Origin of the sequence: Reyranella sp. (genome assembly GCF_004296935.1) — a bacterium.
Taxonomy (GTDB): domain Bacteria; phylum Pseudomonadota; class Alphaproteobacteria; order Reyranellales; family Reyranellaceae; genus Reyranella.
This window is the reverse complement of record NZ_SCVH01000042.1, coordinates 15,899-40,909: the sequence shown is the minus strand read 5'-3', so window position 1 is coordinate 40,909 and position 25,011 is coordinate 15,899. Positions and strand designations below refer to the sequence as shown.

28 protein-coding genes and 2 riboswitches are annotated in these 25,011 nt (G+C 67.0%); of the genes, 12 read left to right on the top strand and 16 right to left on the bottom strand.

Annotated features, from left to right (window positions below):
* Positions 1-48: 48 nt before the first annotated feature.
* Genes EPO55_RS05430 through EPO55_RS05420 form a run of 3 tightly spaced genes read right to left on the bottom strand, consistent with a single transcriptional unit; the run spans position 49 to position 3,671 of the window.
* On the bottom strand, positions 49-660 hold the full coding sequence (locus EPO55_RS05430) for a cysteine dioxygenase (RefSeq protein WP_296335475.1): 612 nt from the start codon (positions 658-660) through the stop codon (positions 49-51).
* Positions 657-1,808, bottom strand: coding sequence for a CoA transferase (locus EPO55_RS05425; protein ID WP_296335473.1), 1,152 nt, complete (start codon positions 1,806-1,808; stop codon positions 657-659). The genes EPO55_RS05430 and EPO55_RS05425 overlap by 4 nt, the downstream gene beginning before the upstream one ends.
* Before the next feature lie 3 nt (positions 1,809-1,811).
* The gene (locus tag EPO55_RS05420) at positions 1,812-3,671 is read right to left on the bottom strand and encodes a lytic transglycosylase domain-containing protein (protein ID WP_296335471.1); all 1,860 of its coding nucleotides are present in this window, start codon (positions 3,669-3,671) and stop codon (positions 1,812-1,814) included.
* 74 nt (positions 3,672-3,745) lie between these two features.
* On the opposite strand from EPO55_RS05420, the gene EPO55_RS05415 reads away from it, so the two are divergent.
* From EPO55_RS05415 to EPO55_RS05390, 6 genes are all read left to right on the top strand, one after another.
* Positions 3,746-5,971, top strand: coding sequence for a rhodanese-like domain-containing protein (locus EPO55_RS05415; protein ID WP_296335469.1), 2,226 nt, complete (start codon positions 3,746-3,748; stop codon positions 5,969-5,971).
* A gap of 119 nt (positions 5,972-6,090) precedes the next feature.
* Complete coding sequence (locus EPO55_RS05410) at positions 6,091-6,444, top strand: AtpZ/AtpI family protein (protein WP_296335467.1); 354 nt, start codon at positions 6,091-6,093, stop codon at positions 6,442-6,444.
* Positions 6,445-6,483: 39 nt separating this feature from the next.
* Positions 6,484-7,212: a F0F1 ATP synthase subunit A gene (locus EPO55_RS05405; protein ID WP_296335465.1), complete on the top strand. Its 729-nt coding sequence runs from the start codon at positions 6,484-6,486 to the stop codon at positions 7,210-7,212.
* A 16-nt stretch (positions 7,213-7,228) separates the two neighbouring features.
* Positions 7,229-7,456, top strand: a complete 228-nt coding sequence (locus EPO55_RS05400; protein ID WP_147156091.1) for a F0F1 ATP synthase subunit C — start codon at positions 7,229-7,231, stop codon at positions 7,454-7,456.
* A 25-nt stretch (positions 7,457-7,481) separates the two neighbouring features.
* Entirely contained in the window at positions 7,482-8,060 is a 579-nt protein-coding gene (locus tag EPO55_RS05395; protein WP_296335461.1) for a hypothetical protein, read from the top strand.
* On the top strand, positions 8,057-8,587 hold the full coding sequence (locus tag EPO55_RS05390) for an ATP synthase F0 subunit B (protein ID WP_296335459.1): 531 nt from the start codon (positions 8,057-8,059) through the stop codon (positions 8,585-8,587). The genes EPO55_RS05395 and EPO55_RS05390 overlap by 4 nt, the downstream gene beginning before the upstream one ends.
* A gap of 545 nt (positions 8,588-9,132) precedes the next feature.
* Here the strand turns inward: EPO55_RS05390 and EPO55_RS05385 are convergent.
* From EPO55_RS05385 to gcvT, 5 genes are all read right to left on the bottom strand, one after another.
* Positions 9,133-10,170: a TIGR03617 family F420-dependent LLM class oxidoreductase gene (locus EPO55_RS05385; RefSeq protein WP_296335457.1), complete on the bottom strand. Its 1,038-nt coding sequence runs from the start codon at positions 10,168-10,170 to the stop codon at positions 9,133-9,135.
* 180 nt (positions 10,171-10,350) lie between these two features.
* Positions 10,351-11,949 carry an aminomethyl-transferring glycine dehydrogenase subunit GcvPB gene (gene gcvPB, locus EPO55_RS05380; RefSeq protein ID WP_296335455.1) on the bottom strand — a complete coding sequence of 533 codons (1,599 nt, stop codon included), beginning with the start codon at positions 11,947-11,949 and terminating at the stop codon, positions 10,351-10,353.
* A complete protein-coding gene (gene gcvPA, locus EPO55_RS05375) occupies positions 11,949-13,295 on the bottom strand; it encodes an aminomethyl-transferring glycine dehydrogenase subunit GcvPA (protein ID WP_296335453.1) in 1,347 nt (448 codons plus the stop codon). The genes gcvPB and gcvPA overlap by 1 nt, the downstream gene beginning before the upstream one ends.
* Positions 13,296-13,410: 115 nt before the next feature.
* Positions 13,411-13,788, bottom strand: coding sequence for a glycine cleavage system protein GcvH (gcvH, locus tag EPO55_RS05370; RefSeq protein WP_296335451.1), 378 nt, complete (start codon positions 13,786-13,788; stop codon positions 13,411-13,413).
* 10 nt (positions 13,789-13,798) lie between these two features.
* Positions 13,799-14,920 (bottom strand): glycine cleavage system aminomethyltransferase GcvT, encoded by a 1,122-nt coding sequence (gene gcvT, locus EPO55_RS05365; protein WP_296335448.1) that lies wholly within the window; start codon positions 14,918-14,920, stop codon positions 13,799-13,801.
* Positions 14,921-14,976: 56 nt separating this feature from the next.
* Positions 14,977-15,069: riboswitch (glycine riboswitch) on the bottom strand.
* A 3-nt stretch (positions 15,070-15,072) separates the two neighbouring features.
* Positions 15,073-15,180: riboswitch (glycine riboswitch) on the bottom strand.
* A 146-nt stretch (positions 15,181-15,326) separates the two neighbouring features.
* Here gcvT and EPO55_RS05360 point away from each other — a divergent pair.
* A complete protein-coding gene (locus EPO55_RS05360; protein ID WP_296335446.1) occupies positions 15,327-15,902 on the top strand; it encodes a TetR/AcrR family transcriptional regulator in 576 nt (191 codons plus the stop codon).
* A 10-nt stretch (positions 15,903-15,912) separates the two neighbouring features.
* Positions 15,913-16,437: an anthrone oxygenase family protein gene (locus EPO55_RS05355; protein WP_296335445.1), complete on the top strand. Its 525-nt coding sequence runs from the start codon at positions 15,913-15,915 to the stop codon at positions 16,435-16,437.
* Positions 16,438-16,455: 18 nt separating this feature from the next.
* Here the strand turns inward: EPO55_RS05355 and EPO55_RS05350 are convergent, their stop codons facing one another.
* The 3 genes from EPO55_RS05350 to EPO55_RS05340 all read right to left on the bottom strand — a co-directional run bounded on the left by EPO55_RS05350 (position 16,456) and on the right by EPO55_RS05340 (position 18,271).
* Positions 16,456-16,701 (bottom strand): type II toxin-antitoxin system RelE/ParE family toxin, encoded by a 246-nt coding sequence (locus EPO55_RS05350; RefSeq protein WP_296335444.1) that lies wholly within the window; start codon positions 16,699-16,701, stop codon positions 16,456-16,458.
* Positions 16,702-16,772: 71 nt separating this feature from the next.
* Positions 16,773-16,997, bottom strand: a complete 225-nt coding sequence (locus EPO55_RS05345) for an addiction module protein (protein ID WP_296335443.1) — start codon at positions 16,995-16,997, stop codon at positions 16,773-16,775.
* A 74-nt stretch (positions 16,998-17,071) separates the two neighbouring features.
* Complete coding sequence (locus tag EPO55_RS05340; protein ID WP_296335442.1) at positions 17,072-18,271, bottom strand: acyl-CoA dehydrogenase family protein; 1,200 nt, start codon at positions 18,269-18,271, stop codon at positions 17,072-17,074.
* Between the two features lie 102 nt (positions 18,272-18,373).
* Between EPO55_RS05340 and EPO55_RS05335 the strand changes: the two genes are divergently transcribed.
* Complete coding sequence (locus EPO55_RS05335) at positions 18,374-19,285, top strand: LysR family transcriptional regulator (RefSeq protein WP_296335440.1); 912 nt, start codon at positions 18,374-18,376, stop codon at positions 19,283-19,285.
* A 30-nt stretch (positions 19,286-19,315) separates the two neighbouring features.
* Here EPO55_RS05335 and EPO55_RS05330 read toward each other — a convergent pair whose 3' ends face one another.
* The 4 genes from EPO55_RS05330 to EPO55_RS05315 are packed head-to-tail and all read right to left on the bottom strand — an operon-like array spanning position 19,316 to position 21,812.
* A complete protein-coding gene (locus tag EPO55_RS05330; protein WP_296335439.1) occupies positions 19,316-19,663 on the bottom strand; it encodes a gamma-glutamylcyclotransferase family protein in 348 nt (115 codons plus the stop codon).
* 6 nt (positions 19,664-19,669) lie between these two features.
* Positions 19,670-21,010, bottom strand: coding sequence for a (Fe-S)-binding protein (locus tag EPO55_RS05325; RefSeq protein ID WP_296335438.1), 1,341 nt, complete (start codon positions 21,008-21,010; stop codon positions 19,670-19,672).
* Positions 21,007-21,537 (bottom strand): hypothetical protein, encoded by a 531-nt coding sequence (locus tag EPO55_RS05320; RefSeq protein WP_296335437.1) that lies wholly within the window; start codon positions 21,535-21,537, stop codon positions 21,007-21,009. The genes EPO55_RS05325 and EPO55_RS05320 overlap by 4 nt, the downstream gene beginning before the upstream one ends.
* Before the next feature lie 32 nt (positions 21,538-21,569).
* The gene (locus EPO55_RS05315; protein ID WP_296335436.1) at positions 21,570-21,812 is read right to left on the bottom strand and encodes a CDGSH iron-sulfur domain-containing protein; all 243 of its coding nucleotides are present in this window, start codon (positions 21,810-21,812) and stop codon (positions 21,570-21,572) included.
* 135 nt (positions 21,813-21,947) lie between these two features.
* On the opposite strand from EPO55_RS05315, the gene ispH reads away from it, so the two are divergent.
* The 3 genes from ispH to rnhA are packed head-to-tail and all read left to right on the top strand — an operon-like array spanning position 21,948 to position 24,338.
* Positions 21,948-22,910 carry a 4-hydroxy-3-methylbut-2-enyl diphosphate reductase gene (ispH, locus tag EPO55_RS05310; RefSeq protein WP_296335435.1) on the top strand — a complete coding sequence of 321 codons (963 nt, stop codon included), beginning with the start codon at positions 21,948-21,950 and terminating at the stop codon, positions 22,908-22,910.
* Between the two features lie 13 nt (positions 22,911-22,923).
* Positions 22,924-23,883 carry a homoserine kinase gene (locus EPO55_RS05305; protein ID WP_296335434.1) on the top strand — a complete coding sequence of 320 codons (960 nt, stop codon included), beginning with the start codon at positions 22,924-22,926 and terminating at the stop codon, positions 23,881-23,883.
* Positions 23,880-24,338: a ribonuclease HI gene (rnhA, locus tag EPO55_RS05300; protein WP_296335433.1), complete on the top strand. Its 459-nt coding sequence runs from the start codon at positions 23,880-23,882 to the stop codon at positions 24,336-24,338. The genes EPO55_RS05305 and rnhA overlap by 4 nt, the downstream gene beginning before the upstream one ends.
* On the opposite strand, the gene EPO55_RS05295 is transcribed toward rnhA, so the two are convergent.
* On the bottom strand, positions 24,335-24,985 hold the full coding sequence (locus EPO55_RS05295) for a hypothetical protein (RefSeq protein ID WP_296335432.1): 651 nt from the start codon (positions 24,983-24,985) through the stop codon (positions 24,335-24,337). The genes rnhA and EPO55_RS05295 overlap by 4 nt on opposite strands.
* Positions 24,986-25,011: the final 26 nt, after the last annotated feature.

Here is a 25,011-nt window from a genome sequence, read left to right as displayed (position 1 = left end):
CACCGCGCAGAATAGACATGATGCGCCACTGGAGTGGCGCGCTCCCAGCTAAGACCCCGCCCTCGCCTCCGCCGACCGGTCCCACAGGTTCGGCAGCGCCTGGTTGGTGTAGCCCGACACGAACAACTTGGGCTCGCCACTCGCCTCATCGAACGTATGCCGGCGCACGGCGCCGATGTTGCCGCCATAGACATGGATGCTGATCGAGCCGCAATCGCTCAAGGCATTCGTCACCTGATGAATGTCCCCCAGCGCCGGTAGCAGCGCCTCGACGTCGCCCGGTGCCAGCGTCGCAAGCTCTCCCATCGCGAGCGCGCCCGTCACCGGATCGCGCACAAAACGCTGCGACGTCTCCGAGCCGCGCAGCATGCCGACCAGGCCCCACATCTGATGATCGTGGACCGGCGTGCAGGCCGACGGCGCCCAGACGAAGCTCACGACGCAGAAGCGCTCGAACGGATCGCACCACAGCAGGTTCTGCGCGTAGCCGTGCGGCGGACATTTCGCCATGGCCTCGGGCAGCCAGTCGTCGTGCCTCACCAACTCGCCCAGCAGCTTGGCGCCGACCTCGATGGTCGCCGCCTCGTCCCGGTCCTGCCACGCGCCACCGACCAGGGATGTCATGTCGCCGATGAAACGGCGCAGGCGATCGACGCTCATTCGGCAGCCTTTCGCAGCCCCTCGCCGCCCAGCACGGCCTCGGTGCTGGCGCCCAGCGCCGGCGGTTCGCGACGCTTGCGAAGATCGGTGCCGGAAATCTTCACGGGCACGCCGAAGGTCTTTGTCTTCACGCCCGACGGCAGTTCCATCTCCTCGACCCAGCCCATGTGCTGGACCTGCGGATCGGCCAGGATCTCGCTATAGGTGTTGATGCGGCCCTGCGGGACGCCCGCCTTCTCGAAGGCGGCCAGCCAGTGGTCGACTCCCTGCCTGGCGAACTCGACCTCGAGCAGATCTTTTAGCGGCCCCTGGTGCTCGGCCCGCGACAAGGTCGTCTTGAAGCGCGGATCGTCCAGCAGATCGGGCCGGCCCACGACTTGGGTCACGGACTCCCACAATTTGTTGTTGCCGGCGGCAATGACGAAATGACCGTCGCTTGCCCTAAATGCCTGGTAGGGCGCGTTGCGCGGATGCGCCGAGCCCAGCTTCTTCGGGTCGCGGCCGGTGCCGAAATATTCGCTGGTCTGAAGCGCGGCCATGCCGAGGCTGCAGCCCAGCATCGAGGCATCGATATGCGCGCCCGCCCCGCCGCCCGCCACGCGACGCAGAACCGAGACGATGGAGAAGGCGGCGTAAAGCCCGGTGCCGGTATCGGAGACGGGCACACCGCATTTCACCGGCGCGCCACCCGGCTCGCCGGTCACGCTCATGATGCCGCTCATCGCCTGCACCGTGACGTCGAAGCCGCCCTCGGCGGAGCGCGGCCCGCTCTGGCCGAAGGCCGAGATCGAGCAATAGACCAGGCCGGGCTTCTCCCTGGCGAACGACTCGTAGCCGAGGCCGAGGCGATCCATCACGCCCGGCCGGTTGTTCTCAAGCACGACGTCGGCCGACAGGATCAGCTCGCGCGCCGCCGCCTTGTGCGCGGGATTTTTCAGATCGAGCACGACCGAGCGCTTGTTGCGGTTGATCGAGGCGAAATTCTCGCTGAAGCCTTCATTGATCGGCGGCCACTGGCGCATCATGTCGCCTTCGGGTGGCTCGACCTTGATCACCTCGGCGCCCATGTCGGCCAACAGCATGCCGCAATAGGGGCCGGCCAGGACCTGGCAGAATTCGACGACTTTTACCCCCGCCAACGGCAACATGGGCTAACGCCTTGTATCCTGCGCCGTGTAGCGCGGCCATTCGTGAGCGGCGATCTGGTCGAGCGACGGCGTCGGCTGGCCGAGGCGGACCTGGTACAGCCAGTAGTTCGCCAGCACGCGCTGCACGAAGTCTCGGGTCTCGTGGAGCGGGATCGAGGCGATGTAGAGCAGCGGATCCTGCGAGGCGTTGAGCGAGCCATCCCACTTCATGACGTTACCCGGGCCGCCGTTGTAGCCGGCGGTGGTGCGCACCAGATTGTTGTCGACGTCGTTCAGGAGCTGCGAGATGTAGGCTTGGCCAAGTGCCACGTTGGTCGACGGCTCGTAGGGATTGCCGGCGCCATGGTCAGGAATATACCGGGTCGCCACGAGCCGCGCGGTGCTGGGCATCAACTGCATCAGCCCCATGGCGCCGACGTAGGAGCGCGCCTTGGGGTTGAACGCCGATTCCTGGCGCATGAAACCGTAGACCAGCGCGCGATCGACGGTGAAGCCGCCCGCGGGCTGCCACGGCGGGATCGGATACATGGCGCCATCGTAGCCCTTGATATTGTGGCGCTGGTCCCAGTTGGCGTTGCCGACACGCACCGAGAGGCCGGGAAGTGCCGCCTTGTTGGCGAGACCCAGCACGGCCTCGACATACTGCGGATCGGCATCGATCGAACCGGCGTAGAGTTCGCGCTCGGCGGCCGTCGTGGCACCGAGCTGCAGCAGGGCAAGAGCGCGCTTGCCGGTGCGGTCATTACGCAGCAGATCGGACTTGCGGCGATCAAGCTCGGGCACCTTCCAGTCCGGCGCGATCTGCATGCCGAGCGCCTTCTGCGCCACCAGACCATAGAAGGTGCGACCATGCAGCGCCGCGCGCTTGAGGTAGGGCGCGAATTTCTGCGGATTGCCGGCCAGCAGGTTGGCGCGCCCGGCCCAGAAGGAGCCGGCGGAGAGCGTCCAGGACGAAGCGCGGTCGGGCGGCGCATCGGCCACCAGCTCGAAGCGACGCGCCGCCTCGGCCATGTTGCCGCGTGTAAAAGCCGACACGGCGGCGGTCCAATTGGCATCGGGCGGCAGGCCGACCTCGACCGGGACCTGCACGCCACGCTGCGAGTCGGCTTCGAGCGCGCGCGTGCGGATGCGGCCACGCCACAGCTCGACTTCCTGCGGCCCCAGTGTGTCGGCGGTCGACTTGCGGTCGAGCAGGACGAAGGCGGCGTTGTAACCGCTGTCATCGATCATGTGCTGCAGACGCGCACGAAGGTCGGCGGCCTGCGAGGCGTCGCCGCCGGTCACGGTCCGGGCGGCGGCAAAGCTCGGCGAGCCCGGCGTGAAGCCGACGAAACTCGCCGGCGTCAACGCGGGTCCGCCCGGCGTGCGACGGGCCAGCGCCAGCTTGTAGATCGCCGGCGCGTCCGGATGGTCGTTGTAGTCCTGCAGCCAGGTGGCGAGTTCCTCGTAGCGCGCCGGATAGCCCTGGCTCAGCAGGCGCTGGGCGCCGACGTAGCCCATCAGGGTCTTGTCGGTCTGCTTGGCGATCTCGGCATCTGCCTGGCTCCACTGGCCGGCGGCCTGGGCCTGGAAGATGCGCCGGTAGCGGTCGCGGCTTTCGGTATCAAGGACGGTCGGCAGATCGGCCACGACCGGCGCTTCGTCGAGTTCGATGACCGGTGCTGCCGGCACGAAGACGGGGCGGCGGGCTTGTGGAGCCGGACGGGCGGCGGGCCGGGCCGTTGCTGCCACGGGCTTGGCCGCCGCGGGCGGCTTGGCGGGCGGCTTGGTCGTCGTTGTTTGCGCCGCCGCGATCTGGATGAGGGCGGAAGCCGCCATCAGGGTCGCCGCGCCCAGCATAACGACGGGGAGGATCTTTCTCATGGTCCCACCGTAGTTGGACTTACCGTGTGGCGACAAGCGCCGGATGGCTATACTGCGCCCAAACGGAGGATCAAATGAACCTGCATCAAGAGCGTGCCGCCGCCGTGCGGCGCCTGGTCGACGAGGCGCGACGCATCGAGAAGAGTGGTGTCACCGTCGCCGCCCTGGAGAAGATCGGTGGCCTGCTGTCGTCGCTGGCGGGACGCGCCGAGCTCTTTCCCCAGGACGAGTTTCCGCTCGGCCCCGATGGCGGCATCTATCGCCTGAGCGAGGATTCCGACCATCGCTTCGCGCTCTATGCCTCGGCCGGCGGGCCCGGCAAGAAGGTGCCGCCGCACAATCACACGACCTGGGCGATCATCGCCGGCGTCCATGGCGCCGAGCGCAACGTCGTCTACGAGCGCCTCGACAACGGCGCGCGCGAGGGCTTCGTTCAATTGCGCGAGGCACAGGCCAAGGAAAAGACCCTGAAGCGCGGCGACGTCATCGCCTACCTGCCGGACGATTTTCACCACATCGAGACGCCGGCGGGATCGGGCAATGCGCTCCATCTCCATTTCTACGGTCTCAGCCTCGAACATCTGCCGGATCGCGTCAGCGTCGATATGGCCACCGGCGCCGCCAAGCGTTTCATGGCGATCCCCAAGATCCTGACTCCACTGCTCACCGTGCAGCAGGTGAAGGCGATGCTGAAATCGGGCGAGGTGTTCGCGTTCTTCGACGTGCGCGAGGAAGGCGAGTTCTCGACCCAGGGACATCCGCTGTTCGCCACGCCCCTTCCCCTCTCCCGGCTCGAGCCGCGCGCGCTCGCCCTGTTGCCCGACCCGCACACGCGCATCGTGCTGATGGACAGCGGCGAGGAGGGCCACGACAGCCAATGGGGTGGCCGCGCCAACCGCGCCGCCGCGCGCCTGTCAAAGCTGGGCTACACCAACGTCGCCGTCGTGAAGGACGGGCTGAAGGCGTGGGCCGCGGCGGGCTATGAGGTCTTCACCGGCGTCAACGTGCCCAGCAAGGCGTTCGGCGAAGTGGTCGAGCACGGCAACGACACGCCACGCATCGATGCCGCCGACGTGCAGAAGCTCTTGGACTCCAAGGCCGACATGGTGATCCTCGATTCGCGGCCGTTGCCGGAATTCACCAACATGTCGATCCCCGGCGGCATCGACTGCCCGGGGGCGGAGCTCGTCTATCGCGTCAAGGATTTCGTGCCGAACCCCGACACGCTGGTGGTCGTCAATTGCGCCGGCCGCACGCGCTCGATCATCGGCGCCCAGTCACTGATCAACGCGGGCCTCCCCAACAAGGTGATGGCGCTCAAGAACGGCACCATGGGCTGGCACCTCGCCGGCCTGAAGGTGGCGCGCGGCGAGACCAGGAGTTTTGGGCCGCAAGGCCTGGAGGCGGCAAAGTTCGCGCAGGCGGCCGCGGCCAATATCGCCAAGAAGATGAACATCAAGAAGATCGACAAGGCGGGCCTCGCCAGGCTCGAGGCGAAGGGCGGTCCGCTCTACCGCCTCGATGTGCGCGATCCGGCCGAATACGCCCAGGGCCATCTGAAAGGTTTCAGGCATGCCGCCGGCGGCCAGCTCGTGCAGGCGACCGATCAATATGTCGGCGCGCGCAACGCCACCATCGTGCTGCACGACAACGACGGCGTGCGCGCCACCATGACGGCGCACTGGCTGGTCCAGATGGGCTGGAACGACGTCCACGTCCTCGGCCACAAGCCTGTGCCGGCCGAACTCACGACCGAGGCCGAGCCGCGCTACCCGCAAGGCTTCGTGGTGCCCAAGCCCAAGTCGGTGACGGCGCCTGAGCTCGACACGTCGCTCGCGGCCACCCTGGTGATCGATCTCGACACCAGCCTTCGCTATCGCGACGGCCATGTGCCGGGCGCCTGGTTCGCCGTACGCGCCAACCTGGCCAAGACCATTCCCGAGATGCTGGCGCAACAGAAAGGGGTGACCCGCATCGTGCTGGTCTCGCCCGACGGCGAGATCGCGGCCCTGGCCGCATCGGAGGCCAAGGCGGCGGCCGGCGCGCTGCCGGTGGCCATACTGGCGGGCGGCATGCAGGCTTGGCGCGACGCCAAGCTCGCGCTCGAGACCGGGCACGTCCGGATGGCCGACCCGCCGACCGACGTCTGGTACCGGCCTTACGACTTCAAGGAGGACGTCGAGGCGGCCATGCGCCAGTACCTCGATTGGGAGGTCGATCTGGTGCCGCAGGTGGTGCGCGACGGCGATGCGACCTTCTCGGTTTTGAAGGCGCCGGCGAGCTCTGCTGGAAGCCACTAACCGGTTGTCAAACAACGGAAATCGGTTCCTTGACAGGGCCCGACCCACCCCCTAGACATCGCCCCGCCTGGGGGGCGGCGAGGATATTCATCTATCGACGTCGTCCGAGGGCAGAAGCGATGGAAACACCCGATCCCGTAGGCGACCGCCGGCGTGTCGACGACCTGGATGCCCGCCTCAAGGCGGCACGCGGAAAGGTCGAGAAACCGCCTCAGAATGGCGGCCAACGCAGCGGAATGTCGCACCGGCAAACGAGCGTTGCCTATCGCGTCTTGGTGGATATGATCGCGGGCCTTTTGGTCGGGGGGTTCTTCGGCTACTGGCTCGACCGCTGGCTGGGCTGGGCACCGTTTGCCTTGGTGGTCGGCCTCTTGGTGGGGTTCGTCGCAGGCGCCTACAATGCATGGCGCGCCATCCGGGTCTATTCGGATGCGGCGGCGAAAGGCGACGACGAAGGTCGGCGCCTGCCCTAGTAGCGGTTCGTGGGCGTTGATTGAGTGGGGAAGGCCTAAATGCATAGCCCGATGGAGCAGTTCGAGATCAAGCGACTGCTCGATTTCAAGATCGGCGGCCTCGACGCCTCTTTCACGAATTCCTCCCTCTGGATGATCATCGCCGTCATTCTGGCGACGGGCGTGTTCGTGATGGGCATGCGCCAGCGGGCGCTGGTGCCGGGCCGCCTGCAGTCGGTCGCCGAACTGGGCTACGAGTTCATCGCCGGCATGGTGCGCGACAACGTCGGCGACCAGGGCAAGAAGTACTTCCCGTTCATCCTGACGCTCTTCATCTTCATCCTGTTCGCCAACGTGCTGGGCATGGTGCCCTACTCGTTCACGCCGACCAGCCATATCGTCGTCACCTTCGCGATGGCGCTGTTCGTGTTCGTGGGCGTCACCCTCATCGGCCTCGCCAGGCACGGCCTGCACTTCTTCTCGCTGTTCGTGCCCAAGGGCGTTCCCTGGGTGCTCCTGCTGCTGCTGGTGCCGATCGAGATCATCTCCTACTTCATCCGCCCCTTCAGCCTGTCGATCCGCCTGTTCGCCAACATGCTGGCCGGCCACACCATGCTGAAGGTGTTCGGCGGCTTCGTCGTCATGCTGGGCCTGATCGGCGGCTGGGCGCCGCTCGCCTTCATCGTCGTGTTCACCGGCCTGGAACTCCTGATCGCGTTCCTGCAGGCCTATGTGTTCGCCATCCTGACCTGCCTTTATCTGAACGACGCCATCCACCTGCATCACTAACGAAGGGATAATCATCATGGACGCTTCTGCAGCCAAGCTCATCGGTGCCGGCCTCGCCACCATCGCCCTCGCCGGCGTCGGCGTCGGCATCGGCAACATCTTCGGCAGCTTCGTCTCGGGCGCGCTGCGCAACCCGGAAGCCGCTCCCCGCGTGTTCGGCAACGTGCTGCTGGGCTTCGCGCTCACCGAGGCGGTCGCGCTGTTCGCGCTGGTCATCGCCTTCATGATCCTGTTCGTGTTCTAAGCCAGCCGGCTTGGAACTGAAGATCATGCGTACACCGGTCTACAGCGCACTCGCGGCGGGACTAGTCTCGTTCGCCGTGAGCGGCACGGCGGCGGCAAAGTCCGGCGGCATGCCGCAGCTCGACGTCCACAGCTTCGCGCCACAGCTCGTCTGGCTCGTGATCGCGTTCGTGGCGCTGTACCTGGTGATGTCGAGGCTCGCGGTGCCCGCGATCTCCGACACGCTGGCCAAGCGGCAGGCCAAGATCCAGGGCGACCTCGACGCGGCCGAGAAGGCCAACGAGGACACGCGGGCACTGGTCGCGGCCTACGAGAAGCGCCTGGCCGACGCGCGCGAGGAATCGCGCCGTCTGCAGCGCCAGCAGGCCGAAGCCGACAGCACCGTGGCCACGGCGCGCTTCAACGAACTCGCCGAGCGGCTGAACGGCCGCATCGCCGAGGCCGAGAAGCGCATCGCCGGCCAGCGCGATACGGTCATGGCCGGCCTCGAGCAGATGGCGGGCGAGATCGCCCAGAGCGCCTATGCCAAGCTCGCCGGTCAGCCGGCCGACGGCGCGGCGCTCGGGGCCAAGGTCGCCACCGCCGTGAAGGGGACCAGCCGATGATCGGCACTGCCTGGGCCGCCGGCGCCGGCGCCGGCCAGGAAAGCCTGTTTTCCGACCCGGCCTTCTGGGTCGCCGTCGCCTTCCTCCTGTTCTTTGCCCTCGCGGGCAAGGTCCTGTGGAAGAAGATCACGGAGATGCTCGACAAGCGCACGGCGGGCATCGCCAAGGCGCTCGCCGACGCCGATCAGCTGCGCGCCGATGCCCTGAAAGCCAAGACCGAAGCCGACCGCACGCTCGCCCAGGCGGCGACCGAGGCCGGCGCCATCGTCCAGCAGGCCCGCGAGGAAGCCGCCCGCATGCAGGCGCGCGCCGCCGCGAACCTCGAGACCGCCGTCGCGCTGCGCGAGCAGCAGGCGCTCGACCGCATTGCCCAGTCCGAGGCCCAGGCGACCAAGCAGGTGCGCGACACCGCCGTCGACGTGGCGCTCGCGGCCACCCGCGCACTGCTGCGCGAGCAGGTCGGTTCGGGCCGCACGCAGGCCCTGGTCGACGAGGCGATCGCCGAACTGCCGAAACGCCTGCACTGATCTTTCGAAATTCGGATCGCCCGCACAAAACCAATCGCGGGCTACCTGGTGCCCCCGCCGCAAGGCGGGGGCTTTTTCTTGGCCCAGATTCTTGGCCCAGGCCTGGCCCAACTTTTCGATTTTGGCCCAAACCGACATACACAAAATCGGCTCTCCGCGCGCCGGAAAGCCAATGAATCTGCGATTTTACCCGGCCCGGCGGGCCCACCTGAAACGTGGGAGTATTGGGCCCGAAAGTGGGCCCGGAAGAGGCCCCCGGCGGGCCCCAGTTCCCCCTCATCGGCCGTCGTCATCTCCTGCCCCGTCGCGCCCGCTTGCAGCAGCGTCGTTTCGTGCCTTGCCGACGGCCGTCGGGAAGGCGGGGTCCGTTGTTGTCTCATCCACGGGTCAGGACCCGTGGCGGCTGCACCAAGCGCTTCTGCGCGAACCCGCGGGCGGCCGCGGGCAGGTCTTGCCGGAAAACGAAAAAAGCCGGCACGAGAAGGGCCAGCCTATCGAAAATATAGGCTAAAACCTGCTGAAATGTCAAATCTATCTTCGTGCCTTCAGGTCTGCGGCCTGTAGACCGTCGGAATCCGGGCCAGGTCCTGCAGCAGGTCGGGCGGCAGGTCGGCCGGTTTCGAGGAATTGGCGCTGGCGCTGATGGAATCGACCAGGCCGCCGAAGCGCGCCTCGATCGCCTGGGCGATCTGGTCATGGCGGCCGACCGCGGCGAACAGGTGCACGACATCGTCCGGCACCTCGGCGGCGATCTCGTTCCATTGGCCCGCCTTGGTCATGGCGTTGAGCTTGCGGCCGAGATCGCCCAGCCCGTGCTCCTCGAACACCGGCCAGTAGGCCGGCGTCGAGCCATAGAAGGCCACGCGATAGCGCACCCAGTCGAACAGCTTCTGGACCGCCGCGTCGTCCTTGCCGGTGACGACGAAGCCGCCACCCGAGATCTCGAATTTTTCCCGCGCGCGTCCCGTCCTGGAAAGCCCCTCCGAGAGGATCGGCATGACCTTGTTCTCGAGGTACTTGCGTGTGCAGAAGACGTGGAGCTTGGCGCCGTCGCTTTCCTCCGCCGCCACCTTCAGCATGGCCGGGCCGACGGCGGCGAGGCCGATGCGCGGCGCGGGAGCGTCATAGGCCTCGGGCACGAAGTTGGGCGTCATCAGGGTGAAGCGGTAGTGCTTGCCCTCGTAGCTGAGCTTGCCGTCGCCCTTCCACGCCGCCCAGATCGCCCGCACCGCCTGGATGTATTCGCGCATGCGCGGTGCCGGCGGCGACCACGGCACGGAGAAGCGCCGCTCGTTGTGGGCGCGGATCTGCGAACCGAGACCCAGCGTGAAGCGCCCGCCGGTGCTGGCCGCGAGGTCCCAGCCGATGTTGGCCGCGACCATCGGCGAGCGCGGAAAGGAGATGGCGACGCCGGTGTGCAGCTCGATTTTCCTAGTCGCAACGCCCGCGACGGCCAGCGCCAGGAACGGGTCGTGCCGGTTCTCCTGGGTGCTGACGCCGGTGTAGCCGGTCGCCTCGATCGCCTGAGCGGCAGGACCGACCTTGCGCAGGTCTTCCTGCGGGAGGGTGGTGAAGACTCTCATTAGCGCTATCCTGCCCCCGGATCGGGCCGCAGCCCAGAATCTTTCCGACGATCGCCTTCAGACTCCTCTCCCCCGATAGGGGGAGAGGGCGGGTGAGGGGGTTACGCACGTCGACTCCCCCTCACCTAACCTCTCCCCCTAGCGGGGGAGAGGAAAATGAAATGGAGGAAGCATGAGTGTCTACTCCGCCGCCTGCTTCACCGGATCGGTCTCCGGCGGATTGTTCGACGGCTTCCAGCGCAGGATCGGCTTGCGGGCGGCCAGCGTCTCGTCGAGGCGGCGGCGTGGGGCGTAGAGCGGGGCTGCCTTGAACGCCTCGGCCGCGGTGCCGGTCTTGGCCCTGGCGGCGAGCGAGCGCAGCGCGCCGATGAACTGGTCCAGGTCTTCCTTGGCCACGCTCTCGGTCGGTTCGATCAGCATCGCGCCATGCACCACCAGCGGGAAGTACATGGTCATCGGGTGATAGCCCTCGTCGATCATCGCCTTGGCGAAGTCGAGGGTGCTGACGCCGGTGTCCTTGAGGAAGCTGTCGTCGAACAGCGCCTCGTGCATGCACGGGCCGTCGAAGGCCGGGCTCATCGTGTCCTTGAGCGCCGCCATCACATAGTTGGCGCTCAGCACCGCATCCTCGGAGGCCTGCTTCAACCCGTCGGCGCCGTGGCTCATGATGTAGGCCAGCGCGCGCGTGAACATGCCCATCTGACCGTGGAACGCCTTCAGCCGCCCGAGCGGCGTGCCCTCGACCTTTGATTCGTCCTCGGCCACGCGCCACGTCGCGCCGTCCTTCACGATCCATGGATAGGGCGCATAGGGCGCCAGCGCCGCCGACAGCACGACCGGTCCCGCACCCGGCCCGCCGCCGCCGTGCGGCGTCGAGAAGGTCTTGTGCAGGTTGATGTGCATGCAGTCGACGCCAAGGTCGCCCGGCCGCACGCGGCCGGCAATGGCGTTGAAGTTGGCGCCGTCGCAGTAGAAGTAGGCACCTGCCGCATGCACGGCCTGGGCGATCTCGACGATCTCGCTCTCGAACAGGCCGCAGGTGTTGGGATTGGTCAGCATGATCGCCGCCACGTCGGGGCCGAGCGCGGCCTTCAACGCGGTGAGATCGACTCGGCCGCGGTCGTTGGCCGGGATCGGCTTCACGGTGAAGCCGATCGCCGCCGCCGTCGCGGGATTGGTGCCGTGCGCCGACTCGGGCGCCAGCACCGTCTTGCGCTGGGCGCGTTCACCGCGCGCCTTGAGGGCGGCGGCGATCGCCATCATGCCGCACATCTCGCCGTGCGCGCCGGCGGCCGGCGACATGGCCACGGCCGGCATGCCGGTCAGGGTCTTCAGCCAATGCGCGAGGCGGTCGATCAGTTCCAGCGCGCCCTGCACGGTCGAGACCGGCTGCAGCGGGTGGAGATCGCCGATGCCGGGCAGGCGCGCCACCTTCTCGTTGATGCGCGGATTGTGCTTCATGGTGCACGAGCCCAGCGGATAGACGCCCATGTCGATGGCGTAGTTCTTCTGGCTGAGCCGCGTGTAGTGCTGCACCACCTGCGGCTCGGAAAGACCCGGCAGGCCGATGTCGCCGGTGCGGCGCAGGCCGTTGAGCCGATCCTTGACCCTGGGCGGCTCCGGCAGATCGACGCCGCAGCGTCCCGGCTGACCCATCTCGAAGATCAAGGGTTCCTCGATCTGCAGCGCGCGGTTGCCGGTGTAGGTGGCAGCCTCGGCGGTACCGCCCGATACGATGCCGCCGGTCCGTCCTTGAGAGCGATCCTGCGAGCTGGCCATCACAGCACCTCCTTCATCGCGGCGACGAGCGGACCCATGCCGTGCTCGGTCGCCGTTTCGGTCGCCGCCAGCAGCAGCAGGTTCTCGACCGAGGGATCATTCGGGATCAGGCGCGACACCGGCAGGCCGCCCAGGATGCGCCTGGCCGCCAGCGCCTCGACCACCGGCGCGGCGGGCCTGGGCAGCCGCACGGTGAACTCGTTGAAGAAGCTCCCGTTCAGCAGTTTCACGCCGGGGATGGCCGCGACGCGATCGGCCAGCTCCGAGGCCTTGGCGTGGTTGATCTCGGCCAGGCGCCGGAAACCCGCCTCGCCCAGCAGGGTGAGGTGCACCGTGAAGGCGAGCGCGCAGAGGCCCGCATTGGTGCAGATGTTGGATGTCGCCTTCTCGCGGCGGATGTGCTGCTCGCGCGTGGAGAGCGTCAGCACAAAGCCGCGCTTGCCGTCGGCATCGACGGTCTCGCCCACGAGGCGGCCCGGCATCTGCCGCATGTATTTTTCGCGCGTCGCGAACAGGCCCACGTAAGGACCGCCGAAGCCCAGGCCATTGCCGATCGACTGGCCCTCGCAGACCACGATGTCGGCGCCCATCTCGCCCGGCGGTTTCAGCAAGCCCAGCGACACGACCTCGGTCACGACCACGATCAGCAGCGCGCCGGCGGCATGGCAGGCGGCGGCCAGCCTGGCGAAGTCGCGGACATGCCCGAAGAAGCTCGGGTTCTGCACGACGACGCAGGAGGTCTCCTTGTCGACGGCGGCGATCAGGTCTTCCAGCCCCTCGACATCGGGCTTGCCGATAACGGCGTTAAAGCCTTCCCACTTGGCGGTGGTCTCGATGATGCGGCGGTATTGCGGATGCAGCCCGCCCGAGATCAGCGCCTTGTGCCGGCGCGTGACGCGGTTGGCCATCAGCACGGCCTCGGACGTACCGGTCGAGCCGTCGTACATCGAGGCGTTGGCCACCTCCATGCCGGTCAGCAGCGTGATCTGGGTCTGGAACTCGAACAGGTACTGCAGCGTCCCTTGCGTGATCTCGGGCTGGTAGGGCGTGTAGGAGGTCAGGAACTCGCCGCGCTGGATCATGTAATCGACGGTCGAGGGCACGTGATGGCGGTAGGCGCCGGCGCCGATGAAGAACGGCGTCGTGGCGGGCGACAGGTTCTTCGCCGCATAGGCCTGGAAGGCACGCTCGACCTCAAGCTCGCCCTGGTGATCCGGCAGCCCGCCGATCTTGGCGCCGAGATGGGCCGAGGCCGGCACGTCGCGGAACAGTTCATCGACCGACCGGGCGCCGATCACGCTCAGCATCTCGCGGCGGTCAGTATCGGTGAGGGGGAGGTAACGCATGGAAGCTCCTAGTGGATTTGAGCCCGTTGTCATCCCGAGCGAAGCGAGGGACCTTTGGTTTTCGCTCCAGCAAAGGTCCCTCGCTTCGCTCGGGATGACAAAGTTGCTGGGGTTGCTAGCCGAGACTCTTCACGAAAGCCGCGTAGGCGGCCTCGTCCATGAGGCCGGCAAGGTCGCCCTTGTCGGACATCTTGACCTTGAAGAACCAGCCCTTGCCCATCGGCTCCGTATTGACGTCGCCCGGCGTGTCGGCGAGCGCTGCATTGGCTTCGATCACCTCGCCCGACACCGGTGCGTAGATGTCGGATGCGGCTTTCACCGATTCGACTACCGCCACGGCCTCGCCCTTGGCGACCTTGCGGCCGGCCGCGGGCACTTCGACGAACACCACATCGCCCAGCTGCTCCTGCGCATACTGGGTGATGCCGATCGTGCCCGTGTCGCCCTCGACGCGGATCCACTCGTGTTCTTCGCTGTATCTGACGTCGGCCATGAAAGGCTCCCTATCCGCGGTAGTAGGTGTGTTTGACGAAAGGCATCGGCACGATCTCGGCCGGCACGGGCTTGCCGCGCACGAGCAGCTCGACCCTGGTGCCGTTGGCAGATTGGGCGCGCTCGACGTAACCCATGGCGATGGCGCGGCCGAGCGTCGGGGCGAAGCCGCCCGACGTGACGATCCCCACGATCTTGCCGGCAATGGCGATCTCCGCGCCTTCGCGCGCGATGGCCTTGCCCTCGGGCAGGAGACCGACACGCTTGCGCGGTGAGCCCTCGGCGATCTGCTTCTGAATGACAGCCGCGCCAGGAAAGCCGCCCTGCACCCGGCGCTCCTTGCCGACGCTCCACAGCAGCACCGCCTCGACCGGCGTGGTCGTGGTGTCGATGTCGTGGCCGTAGAGGCAGAGGCCGGCTTCGAGGCGCAGCGAATCGCGGGCGCCGAGGCCGATCGGCTTCACTTCGGGATGCGACAAGAGCTTGCGCGCGATGGGGTCGGTCGCATCGGCCGGGGTGGAAATCTCGAAGCCATCGCAGCCGGTGTAGCCCGAGCGCGTGACGTAGCAGCGCGCGCCGTCGATCACGACGAAGGCGCCGGTCATGAACTTCATGCCGGCGACCTGGGGCGCCAGCCGCGACAGCACGGTCACGGCCTGTGGCCCCTGCAACGCGAGCAGGCCGCGCGAAAACATCGGCTCGATCTCGCAGGCGTCGGAGAGCTTGGCCTGGATATGCGCCAGATCGGCATCCTTGCAGGCGGCGTTGACGACCAGCTGCAGGTGATCGCCGGTGCTGGTCACCATCAAATCGTCGAGGATGCCGCCGGTCTCATTGGTGAACTGCGTATATCGCTGCTGCCCGGGCTGCAGCCCTGCGATGTCGGCCGGCACCAAAGTCTCCAGCGCCTTGGCGGTCGTATGACCGGCCTTGGCCGTCAGCCGCACCTGGCCCATGTGGGAGACGTCGAACAGGCCGCAAGCATTCCGCGTGTGTGCATGCTCGACCAGGATGCCGGTCGGATACTGCACCGGCATCTCGTAGCCGGCGAACGGCACGATGCGGGCGCCGAGTTCACGATGAAGATCGTAAAGCGGCGTGCGCTTCAGAGGGCCAGCGGCGGGTTCACTCAAAACGGTCTCCTAGAGTCGCGACTCCCCGACGCAAGGACTGCGCCGTTCGCGACCCCCTCTGTCCGGAGACCTGAAAGATTCGCCGAATGCGATTCGGCTTACTTCGTCGGTGGGCGTGCGCCAGATGAGGCGCCCGCCACTTTCCAGAGACCCATCCTCCTGCGGTCCGTTTGCCTGAGAGTTTCCGGGGCCGGTTGCTCCTTCGGCGCCGCCCCCTCTTAAGCGAATAAGATAAAGGCGGGCTCTCCCACAGGTATCGTCTGGGTGGACCGACCATAGGGACCGGTCCCAGGGCCGTCCACGGACAAAGCCCCGCAGCCTCCCCGAATCCCGGGGAAAAGCCGGTGACCCCGCGACGCAGCCGTCGAACTTTCAAATATGAGCGCGCCCTCATAGAGTGGCTCGCATGGGCAAGGCCGAGGAAACCAAGGCGCGGGTGGAGCGGGCGGCGCTCGTGCTGTTCGTGGCGCGCGGCGTGGCCGAGACCACGACCCGGGAAATCGCCATGGCGGCGTCGATCGCCGAGGGCACGATCTACCGCTACTTCCCGAGCAAGGAGAGGCTGGCGGTCGACCTGTTCCTGCGCCATCACCGGGCGCTGGCCGAGGCGCTGGACGAGGCGCAACGGCCTCATGCGGCGCTCAGGTCCAAGATCGAGGCCATCGTGCGCTGCTATTGCGACTGGGCCGACCGCGACTGGACGCTGTTCGCCTACCATCTGCTCAACCAGCATTCGTTCCTGGTCCAGGTGCCCGACGGCACGCCCAACCCGGTGAACGTCGTGCGCGACGTCATCGCCCAGGCGATGAAGGCGGGCGAGATCCCGCGGCGCAATGCCGACCTTGCGGCCGCCTCGGCGATCGGCGCCGTAATGCAGCCCGCGACCTACAAGGTCTACGGCCGCTTCGAGGGTCCCCTCTCCGCCCATGTCCGCTTCTTCGCCGACGCCGCCTGGGCGGTGCTGGCGGTCAAGGCAAGCTAGGACCGGGACGATGCAGCTCATCGCGTTCGTGGCCGCGGCCATAACCCTGCTTCTCACCGGGACGATGGCGGGCTTCTTCTTCGCCTATTCGAGCTCCGTCATGCTCGGCCTCGACGCGGCCGGCCCCGGGCACGCCATCCCGGCGATGCAGGCCATCAACCTCACGGTCAGAAATCCGGTCTTCTTCGTGGCCTTCTTCGGAACGCCGGCTGCCGCCCTCGTGAGCGCCGTGGTCTTCCTCGCCGCACGACGACCGATGGCGGCGGCGCTCTTCCTGTTCGCCGGCTTGGTCTATTTCCTGGGCGCACTCCTGCCCACGGCCCTCGTCAACGTGCCGATGAACGAGGCGCTTGCGACCGCGACCGTGCCGGCCGATCCGCGAGCGGCCCTGAAACTCTGGTCCGACTTCTCGGTGCCGTGGACCTGGTGGAACACGCTGCGCACCGCCTTCAGCACGCTCAGCCTTCTTGTCGTCGGTCTGGCGATCTTCGTGAGCGGGCGGCACCAACCCGCCCACAAATTCCGCGGCCGATGACAAATCCAAAGGGTGCGCTCATGTGCGGCCCGATACGATCCGAGTGAGCGTCTTGGGCGACCTACTGGCGTGTAGGCAGGCAATGACGACGACCTCGGCGCCAAGAATCTGGAAATAGAGCTGATAGCGGAATGGCCGAAGGTTGACCCGCCGTATGTCACCCGACGGTGTTTCCCTGACGACTCGGTAGATGGCGGGGTTTCGCTTGAGATGACTCTCGGTCCGATCGATCGCCTTCAGGAGATCGATCGCCGCAGCCGGCACGCGACTGGCCAATCATTCGAAGGCGGCATCGATATCGTCAGCTGCATCCTCTGCATAAACAACAGCAAACGTCATAGCTTGGCGTTGTGACGCGCCGCTATTTCCTGGAGCGTATATTTCTTCTGGTTCGGGTCGCGCGCCAGCGCATCGGCACGCTCATCGAGCATCCTTCCAATCTCTTCCGGAATCGGACCTGCGTCGAGTTCACTATCGATGCTATCCCACAGGTCGTCGATCAGCGCTCGACGCTCCTCGATGCTGAGCTTCGACAATTCTTTCATCAGCATGGCGTTCATGACGATAGGGTAATCCAGAGCGGCAAAACTTCAAGGACTGGTCGAGGGCAAAGTACCTGCCAGCGACCGCCACCTCAATTGTACTTGGCGAGCTCGAGCTTGCCGATCTGGTTGCGATGGACCTCGTCCGGCCCGTCGACCAGGCGCAGCGTGCGCGCCGAGGCGTAGGTCGCCGCCAGGCCGAAGTCGTCGGAGACGCCCGCCCCACCGTAGGCCTGGATCGCCATGTCGGCCACCCTGGTCAGCATGGCCGGCACCGCCACCTTGATCATGGCGATCTCGGCCTTGGCGACCTTGTTGCCGACAGTGTCCATCATGTAGGCGGCCTTCAGCACCAGGAGCCTGGCCTGCTCGATCATGATGCGGGCCTCGGCGATGCGTTCCAGCGTCACGCCCTGCTGGGCGATCGGCCGGCCGAAGGCGACCCGCGACTTCACGCGCTTGCACATCTTCTCGAGCGTCCGCTCGGCCGAACCGATGGCCCGCATGCAGTGATGGATGCGGCCGGGACCGAGGCGGCCCTGGGCGATCTCGAAACCGCGGCCCTCGCCCAGCAGGATGTTGGCCACCGGCACGCGCGCGTTCTCGAACAGGACCTCGCCATGGCCGTGCGGGGCATGGTCGTAGCCGAACACCGGCAGCGCGCGCACGACCGTCACCCCGGGTGTCTCGCGTGGCACCAGGACCATCGATTGCTGGCGGTGGCGGTCGGCGGACTTGTCGGTCTTGCCCATGAAGATGAAGATCTTGCAGCGCGGATCGGGCGCGCCTGTCGTCCACCACTTGCGGCCGTTCAGCACGTAGTGGTCGCCGTCGCGCACGATCGAGCTCTCGATGTTGGTGGCGTCGGACGAGGCGACCGCCGGCTCCGTCATGGCGAAGGCCGAGCGGATGCGGCCCTCCAACAACGGCACCAGCCACTGCTTCTTCTGCGCCGGGGTGCCGTAGAGCTCGAGCGTCTCCATGTTGCCGGTGTCGGGGGCGGAGCAGTTGAAGGCCTCGGGTGCGATCGGCGAACGTCCCATGATCTCGCAGAGCGGCGCATATTCGAGGTTGGTGAGGCCGGCGCCATGCCCACCCGGCAGGAACAGGTTCCAGAGGCCGGCGGACCTGGCCTTGGCCTTCAGTTCCTCCATGAGGGCGACGGGCTGCCAGCGGTCGCCGCTTTCGACCTCGCGCTCGTAAGGCTCTTCGTTGGGATAGATGTGGGCGTCCATGAAGGCGCCGAGCTTCTCCTGCAGCGCCTTTACCTTGTCGGAATAGGTGAATTCCATGCGGCGATCTCCTTCGATCCGGGTTGACCGAACCTAGGGAGGCGCAAAGAATGAATGAAATGATTGTTTGTCATGAATATTCATCGATATGGATCATGTCACATGGCTCCTGAGCGACGTATCGACCTCAACCTCCTGCAGGTCCTCGAAGCCATCCACGACGAAGGCGGCGTGACGCGCGCCGCCCAGCGACTCAATCTCAGCCAGTCGGCGATCAGCCATTCGCTGGCGCGGCTGCGCGTGATGTTCGGCGACCCGCTGTTCGCGCGCGACGGGCGGCGCCTCACAGCCACGCCGCTGACCCGCGGCCTGATCGGGCCGCTGCGGCAGGGCCTGCAATCGCTCGACCAGCTCGTCGCCCACGCCGGCCGCTTCGACCCGGCGCGGGCCGAGGCGCAATACACGATCGGCCTGCGCGACCCCACGGAAACGCTGATGCTGCCGGCGATCATGGGCCGCATCGCCCGCGCCGCGCCCGGCGTCGACCTCAGGACCGTGCAGGTGAGACGACGGAACCTCGAAGCGGCGCTCGCCAGCGGCTCCATCGACCTTGCCATCGACATCGCCCTGCCGCTCTCCGAGGGCGTCCGGCGGCTGAAGCTGGTGGCCGACCGGATGGTGATCGTGGCGCGGCGCGGCCACCCGCGTGTCACCAAGGGCCTCAAGCTCGAAACCTATCTCGCCCAGGACCATGTGCTGGTGACGTCGCGGCGCAAGGGCCCGGGCCTCGAGGATGTCGAACTGAGCGCGCGCGGGCTCAAGCGGCGCATCCGGCTGCGCTGCCGCAACCATCTCGCGGCACTCCGCGCCGTCGCCCGGACCGACCTGGTGCTCACCATGGCGGAACGCTATGTCCGCGCGCTCACGGCCGGCTTGCGGACCCAAACCCTGCCGCTGCCGTTCCGGACGCCGACCCTCGACCTCTATCTCTACTGGCATGCCTCGGTCGATCATGACGCGGCGAACCGCTGGCTGCGGGGCCTGGTGGTCGACGCCTTCAGGGACGATGGCTGATCAGACGATGGCCGATCAGACGGTGGCTGATCAGCCGCCGACGTAGACGAAGGCCTCGAGGCCCGACTTCAACCGAACGGCAATGCGCTTGTAGTCCGACACCTCGTAGGTGTCGGCGGCAGCAAGCTCGGCCGGCGTGATCCTGAAGACGACGCCCGGCACCTCGTCGGCAGCGCGGCCGGTGGGACGGGCCATGAAATGATGGGTCTTGCCGCTCGTCTTCACGACCTCGACGTCCGCGATCTCGAACAGCGACGTGGCGTAGCCCGGCAGGGCATCGGCACGGCCTTCCAGCAGGCGACCGAAAGTCGCGCGCTGTACTTCCTCCTGCTGCAACGTGCCGTACGAGAAGAGCCAGATGCTGGCGCCGTCGACCAACGCCCGTCAGCCCTCTTTCGCCAGCGCCGTGAAGGCCTGGGCGAAGGCGTCGCGCGAGCCGGCGAGGCCGGTCTCGTTGAAGATGTCGGCGGTCAGCGACTGTACCGAGGCCTCGTCGACGCGCACGCCGTTGTCGGCGAGGAAGCGGCGCGCCGCCGCGACCGCCTCGTCCATCGCACCGCCGGCCTTGTAGAGGCGGTAGTAGTCGGGATGGCCGCCGCGGCCCAGCGCCTCGGCCAGGATGTCGGTGAAGTTCACGACGCGCAGCGGATAGGCGGCCTCGGCGCCGGCCAGCGCGCGATGGCAGGAATGGTACATGGTGACGATGGTGTCGGCACCGGCCGCGACCGCGCCTTCGGCCAGTCCGCGATGGATCGCCTGTTCGCGGTCCTTGAATTTCGCCGCCTGGCCGCCACAGGCGTAGGAGAAGCCGGAATCCTGCACCAGCTCGACCAGCTCGAGGTTGGGCACGGCGCCCAGCAACTTGCGGATGCTGTCGACGGTGGCGCCGATGCCGAGATGCTCGTGGATCACCACGCGGCGCCTGGGCTGGTCGACGAAGCGCGCCTTCAGCGCCTCGAGGTTGGCGGCGAGGAACTCGCTGACGTGGCCGAGGTCGAAGAACGGCTCCTCGACGTCCTTCTCCAGCTCGTCGAAATTCTTGGTGCAGGTCGGACACCAGGTCAGAACCTTGGAGGCGCCGGACCGGCCGAAGCGCTGGAACGTACGGTGGCCCATGCGCTCGTAGGTCGGCAGGTCGGCTTCCTGGAATTGGTAGACGCCGCAGCAGTGCGAGGCGCCGCCGACGACGTCGAAGTCGAGCTGCAGCGCGTCCAGGATGTCCATGACATTGAGCACGATGTGAGGTGTGCGCAGCACATTGCAGCCGGTATAGAACAGGATTTCGGCGGTGCGCCGCTCGGCCGGCTGCAGGATCTTCTTCAGGGTCTCCGAGGGCAGCTGCATGCTGGCCAGCAGCCGCACCGCCTGCGCCATGTGGCGGAACCGGCCGGCGGCGTTGGCCGCACCCACCTCGCGCGGCCTGGCCGCATCGATCGCCTTCATCTTGGCGATGGTCACCCACTGGCGGACGTTGATGCCCTCCGGGCAGGCATCGGTGCAGCGGGCACTGCCATCGCAGGCGTCGAGCCATTTCCGCAGACCGTCGGCAGCAGGACCGCAGTTCAGCGTCAGGGCCGAGAGTTCGCCGACGCGCGCGCGCGCCTCACCGGCGTCGAGGCCGATCTCGCGCGCCGTCGGGCAGACTTCGAAGCACTTGCCGCAGCCGGTGCAACGGTCGGCCGCGTCGGCCGCCAGCGCTTCCAGCCTGTCGGCATAGGCGCTCACCGGCCGGCCGCCCGCCGGTTGTAGTTGAGCTCCTCGGGACTGGGCTTCAGTCCGACGGCGATGCGGTAGCCGGTGAGGTCCTTCAATTCGCCGAACGGAATGGTCAGCGCCAGCTCCTCGCGCGATTCGCCGCGCGGGCTGGCGCTCGACAGCTTGAAATCGGCCGTGAAGTCCTGGCCCTGCACCACCGTGCCGCTGCCGTCGAGGACACGTACGAAGTACGGCACGCGCGTCTGGCCGGGCGTGACGGACGGTCCAGCACTAACGGCCACGACCATCACCACGGTGACGTCGAGGGCCCGGGAGCCGAGCTGGCAGGACGAGCCGGAGCTCACGAGTGCTGCCTCATAGGCGATGTCGCGTGGATCGCGGCCCGGTCCATCCCTGAAATGGGTGATGCGACTGGCGTCCTGCACGGTGAGCGGCGGAGGGCAGACGAACGAAGGCGGCGGCGGGCCACCGCCACAGCTTCCGAGCGTGAGTGCAAGCAGGGCCACGGCCGGCACGCCAACGATGAACTTTCTCAAGACCGATTTTCCAGGGCTCGATTTTCCAGGGCTCATGGCAGGGTCTTGTGCGTGCCGTCACACAGCGGCTTCTTGCTGGAATGCTTGCAGGCACAGAGCCAGTAGTCGCCGGCCTTCTCGGGCGTGTACTTCATCGGCGAAAAGCCGCTGCCCTTGTGGGTCCCGTCGCAGAACGGCTGGTTCTTGCTCTGCCCGCAGGCGCACCACCAATAGTCCTTGCCCGCCTCGAGCGTCACTTTCGCAGGCACCCTGCCCGCGACAACCGGCTCGGTCATGTTGCTTTCCCCGTTGCGGCGGCTTTGTTACGGTGCCGCGCCAATCCGCTCAACTCAATCTCTCGAGGGCGGAGTCTAGGCAATGGTCCGCGGACCCGCAAGCGAGCGGGTCGGCATCCCGTAGAACGAATTCTCATGCCCGCGATGAAGCCGCTCACGATCCTGCTCGCCAGCCCGCGCGGCTTCTGCGCCGGCGTCGACCGCGCCATCCAGATCGTGGAGCGCGCGATCGAGCGCTATGGCCGGCCGGTCTATGTCCGCCACGAGATCGTCCACAATCGCTATGTGGTCGAGAATCTCGAAGCCAAGGGCGCGGTGTTCGTCGACGAACTCGACGAGGTGCCCGACGATCGGCCGGTGGTGTTCTCCGCCCACGGCGTGCCCAAGGCGGTGCCGGCCGAGGCCGGACGGCGCAACCTGCTCTATGTCGATGCCACCTGCCCCCTGGTCTCCAAGGTCCACCGCGAGGCCGAGCGCCACCACGAATCGGGGCGGCGCGTGGTGCTGATCGGTCATGCCGGCCATCCCGAAGTGATCGGCACGATGGGCCAGCTGCCCGCCGGCGCGGTGCTGCTGGTCGAGAACGTGGCGCAGGCCGAGACGCTCGAGGTGTCCGACCCGCATAACCTCGCCTACGCCACGCAGACAACGCTGTCGGTCGACGACACGACCGAGATCGTGACAGCACTTCGGCGCCGCTTTCCCGCCATCCAGGGCCCGAAGATGGAGGACATCTGCTACGCCACCACCAACCGCCAGGCAGCGGTCAAGGCGATCGCCGAACGCTGCGATGCGCTGGTGGTGATCGGCGCGCCCAATTCTTCCAACTCGATGCGGCTGGTCGAGGTTGCCACCAACTACGGCTGCGCCCGGTCGCGCCTCGTCCAGCGCGCCGCCGACATGGACTGGGACTGGCTCGACGCCGATTGGTCGGAAGGCGCGCGGCGGCTCGGCATCACGGCCGGCGCCTCGGCGCCCGAACTGCTGGTCGACGAACTGATCGAGGCCTGCCGCGCGCGCTACGACGTCACTGTCGAGGAAGTGCGCACGACCGAGGAAAGTGTCGTATTCAAGCTGCCCCGCCAGCTGGTGGCGTGACAGGTGATGTGACATGGCGGTCTACACGGAAGTCGGCGATGCCGAACTCGAGGCCTTTCTCGTCGACTACGACATCGGCGAGGCCGAGGCGCTGAAAGGCGTGGCCGAGGGCGTCGAGAATTCCAACTACCTGCTGACCACGACCAAGGGGCAATACTTCCTCACGCTCTACGAAAAGCGCGTGGACCCGAAAGACCTGCCCTTCTTCCTCGGCCTGATGGACCATCTCGCGGCCCGCGGCATCACCTGCCCCAGGCCGATCCACGGCCGCGACGGCAATGCGATCCGCTCCCTGGCTGGCAAGCCCGCCGCCGTCACCACATTCCTGCACGGCCTGTGGCCGCGCCGTATCGGCGTGCATCACTGCGGCCCGATCGGCGAAGCCATGGCCCGACTGCACCTCGCCGGCCGCGATTTCGCGATCAAGCGGCCCAACGCGCTCTCGGTCCAAGGCTGGCGACCCTTGTTCGACGGCGTGCGCGCCCATGCCGACGACGTGGCCCGCGGCCTGGCACGCGAGGTCGACGCCGAGATCGACTTCTTCGAGGCCAACTGGCCGCAGGGCCTGCCGGGCGGCGTCATCCATGCCGATCTCTTTCCCGACAACGTGTTCTTCCTGCACGAGAAGCTGTCGGGGCTGATCGATTTCTACTTCGCCTGCAACGATGCCCTGGCGTACGACGTCGCGATCTGCCTCAACGCCTGGTGCTTCGAGCCCGACCGCTCGTTTAACGCCACCAAGGCGCGCGCGCTGCTGCAGGGCTACGACAAGGTGCGGCCGCTCACCGCCGAGGAGCGGCGCGTCCTGCCGCTGCTGGCGCGCGGTGCGGCGCTGCGCTTCCTGCTGACCAGGCTCTACGACTGGGTCCACACGCCGACCGACGCGCTGGTCAAGCGCAAGGACCCGCTCGAGTATCTCGCCTATCTGCGCTTCCACAGGCGCGCCGAGTCGCTGGCGGATTACGGCCTGTGACCCCCCCACCTGCAAAGCATGGCCCCGAGGTCGAAATCTTCACCGATGGCGCGTGCAGCGGAAACCCCGGTCCAGGTGGCTGGGGCACCATCCTGCGGATGGGAGAGAAGGAACGGGAGCTTTCGGGCGGCGACGCCGCCACCACCAACAACCGCATGGAACTGATGGCGGTGATTGCCGGCCTCGAGGCGCTGCAACGGCCCTGTCGCGTGCGGCTGACCACCGACAGCAAATACGTCCTCGACGGCGCCACCAAGTGGATCAAGGGCTGGAAGAGGAACGGCTGGAAGACTGCCGACAAGAAGCCGGTGAAGAACGTCGAACTGTGGCAGCGCCTCGACGCCGCGCATGCACTGCACAAGGTCGACTGGCATTGGGTGAAAGGCCACAGTGGCCATCCCGAGAACGAGCGCGCCGATCAGCTCGCGCGCGACGAGATCGAGAAGCTGCGCTAGCTGCGTTTCGGCTGAGTCGGGACGGGCTTCTTCTCGACCGGCTTTTCATAGACCAGATCGAAGCCCTCGCGCGTGCCATCGCAGGGATTGTCGCCCTCGGCGAGGCGCCACACCTGCGACTTGCCGGAACGGCGGAAGGTGAGCGTTCCCGCCACCTTGCAGGGCGTGCCCTTCTCGACCTTGGCGACGCGGAAGGCGACTTCGCCGCGGATCTGCACGACACCGGCGGAGATCCGCTCGACCACGCCGTCGATCGACGCCCAGTCGCCTTCGGTGCCGGGCGCCACGCTGTCGATGCGGCCCTTGATGGTCCAGAGATTGCCCTGCTTGGTCACCACGACGTCGCCCGCCTTGGCGCCCTTTATCTTGGCGTGGCGACCCCACACGATCTTGCGGGCATCGATGAAGAGCTGTGCCTCGGTGTCGGCGGCGATCTCGGTGCGCTCGACCTTCTGTGCCGCCGGCAGCGGCGAGGAGAGGCCGGTGGTCGGCACGCCCTGCTGGACCGACGGCGCCTGCAAGGGTGGCGGTGCCGGATAATATGAGGACGGTGGCTGCGGCGCGGCCGGGCCGGTCGGCGCAGCCTGGGCAAACGCCTGAGTCGCAAGCAGCGAGAGCAGTGCGATCGATGAAAGAAGTCGGTTCATTGCTGTGGCTCTTACCTCAGTCGTTC

What these genes read in the sequence shown, in the direction of transcription:
- EPO55_RS05385 (WP_296335457.1), bottom strand. Translation starts at nt 10,170, where the DNA reads ATGAGAGTCTTCACCACCCTCCCGCAGGAAGACCTGCGCAAGGTCGGT.
- EPO55_RS05415 (WP_296335469.1), top strand. Translation starts at nt 3,746, where the DNA reads ATGAACCTGCATCAAGAGCGTGCCGCCGCCGTGCGGCGCCTGGTCGAC.
- EPO55_RS05340 (WP_296335442.1), bottom strand. Translation starts at nt 18,271, where the DNA reads ATGGAATTCACCTATTCCGACAAGGTAAAGGCGCTGCAGGAGAAGCTC.
- gcvPA (WP_296335453.1), bottom strand. Translation starts at nt 13,295, where the DNA reads ATGCGTTACCTCCCCCTCACCGATACTGACCGCCGCGAGATGCTGAGC.
- ispH (WP_296335435.1), top strand. Translation starts at nt 21,948, where the DNA reads ATGCCCGCGATGAAGCCGCTCACGATCCTGCTCGCCAGCCCGCGCGGC.
- EPO55_RS05355 (WP_296335445.1), top strand. Translation starts at nt 15,913, where the DNA reads ATGCAGCTCATCGCGTTCGTGGCCGCGGCCATAACCCTGCTTCTCACC.
- EPO55_RS05335 (WP_296335440.1), top strand. Translation starts at nt 18,374, where the DNA reads ATGGCTCCTGAGCGACGTATCGACCTCAACCTCCTGCAGGTCCTCGAA.
- gcvH (WP_296335451.1), bottom strand. Translation starts at nt 13,788, where the DNA reads ATGGCCGACGTCAGATACAGCGAAGAACACGAGTGGATCCGCGTCGAG.
- EPO55_RS05425 (WP_296335473.1), bottom strand. Translation starts at nt 1,808, where the DNA reads ATGTTGCCGTTGGCGGGGGTAAAAGTCGTCGAATTCTGCCAGGTCCTG.
- gcvPB (WP_296335455.1), bottom strand. Translation starts at nt 11,949, where the DNA reads ATGGCCAGCTCGCAGGATCGCTCTCAAGGACGGACCGGCGGCATCGTA.
- EPO55_RS05395 (WP_296335461.1), top strand. Translation starts at nt 7,482, where the DNA reads ATGCGTACACCGGTCTACAGCGCACTCGCGGCGGGACTAGTCTCGTTC.
- EPO55_RS05345 (WP_296335443.1), bottom strand. Translation starts at nt 16,997, where the DNA reads ATGAACGCCATGCTGATGAAAGAATTGTCGAAGCTCAGCATCGAGGAG.
- EPO55_RS05295 (WP_296335432.1), bottom strand. Translation starts at nt 24,985, where the DNA reads ATGAACCGACTTCTTTCATCGATCGCACTGCTCTCGCTGCTTGCGACT.
- EPO55_RS05405 (WP_296335465.1), top strand. Translation starts at nt 6,484, where the DNA reads ATGCATAGCCCGATGGAGCAGTTCGAGATCAAGCGACTGCTCGATTTC.
- EPO55_RS05400 (WP_147156091.1), top strand. Translation starts at nt 7,229, where the DNA reads ATGGACGCTTCTGCAGCCAAGCTCATCGGTGCCGGCCTCGCCACCATC.
- EPO55_RS05315 (WP_296335436.1), bottom strand. Translation starts at nt 21,812, where the DNA reads ATGACCGAGCCGGTTGTCGCGGGCAGGGTGCCTGCGAAAGTGACGCTC.
- EPO55_RS05360 (WP_296335446.1), top strand. Translation starts at nt 15,327, where the DNA reads ATGGGCAAGGCCGAGGAAACCAAGGCGCGGGTGGAGCGGGCGGCGCTC.
- EPO55_RS05305 (WP_296335434.1), top strand. Translation starts at nt 22,924, where the DNA reads ATGGCGGTCTACACGGAAGTCGGCGATGCCGAACTCGAGGCCTTTCTC.
- EPO55_RS05420 (WP_296335471.1), bottom strand. Translation starts at nt 3,671, where the DNA reads ATGAGAAAGATCCTCCCCGTCGTTATGCTGGGCGCGGCGACCCTGATG.
- EPO55_RS05390 (WP_296335459.1), top strand. Translation starts at nt 8,057, where the DNA reads ATGATCGGCACTGCCTGGGCCGCCGGCGCCGGCGCCGGCCAGGAAAGC.
- EPO55_RS05430 (WP_296335475.1), bottom strand. Translation starts at nt 660, where the DNA reads ATGAGCGTCGATCGCCTGCGCCGTTTCATCGGCGACATGACATCCCTG.
- EPO55_RS05410 (WP_296335467.1), top strand. Translation starts at nt 6,091, where the DNA reads ATGGAAACACCCGATCCCGTAGGCGACCGCCGGCGTGTCGACGACCTG.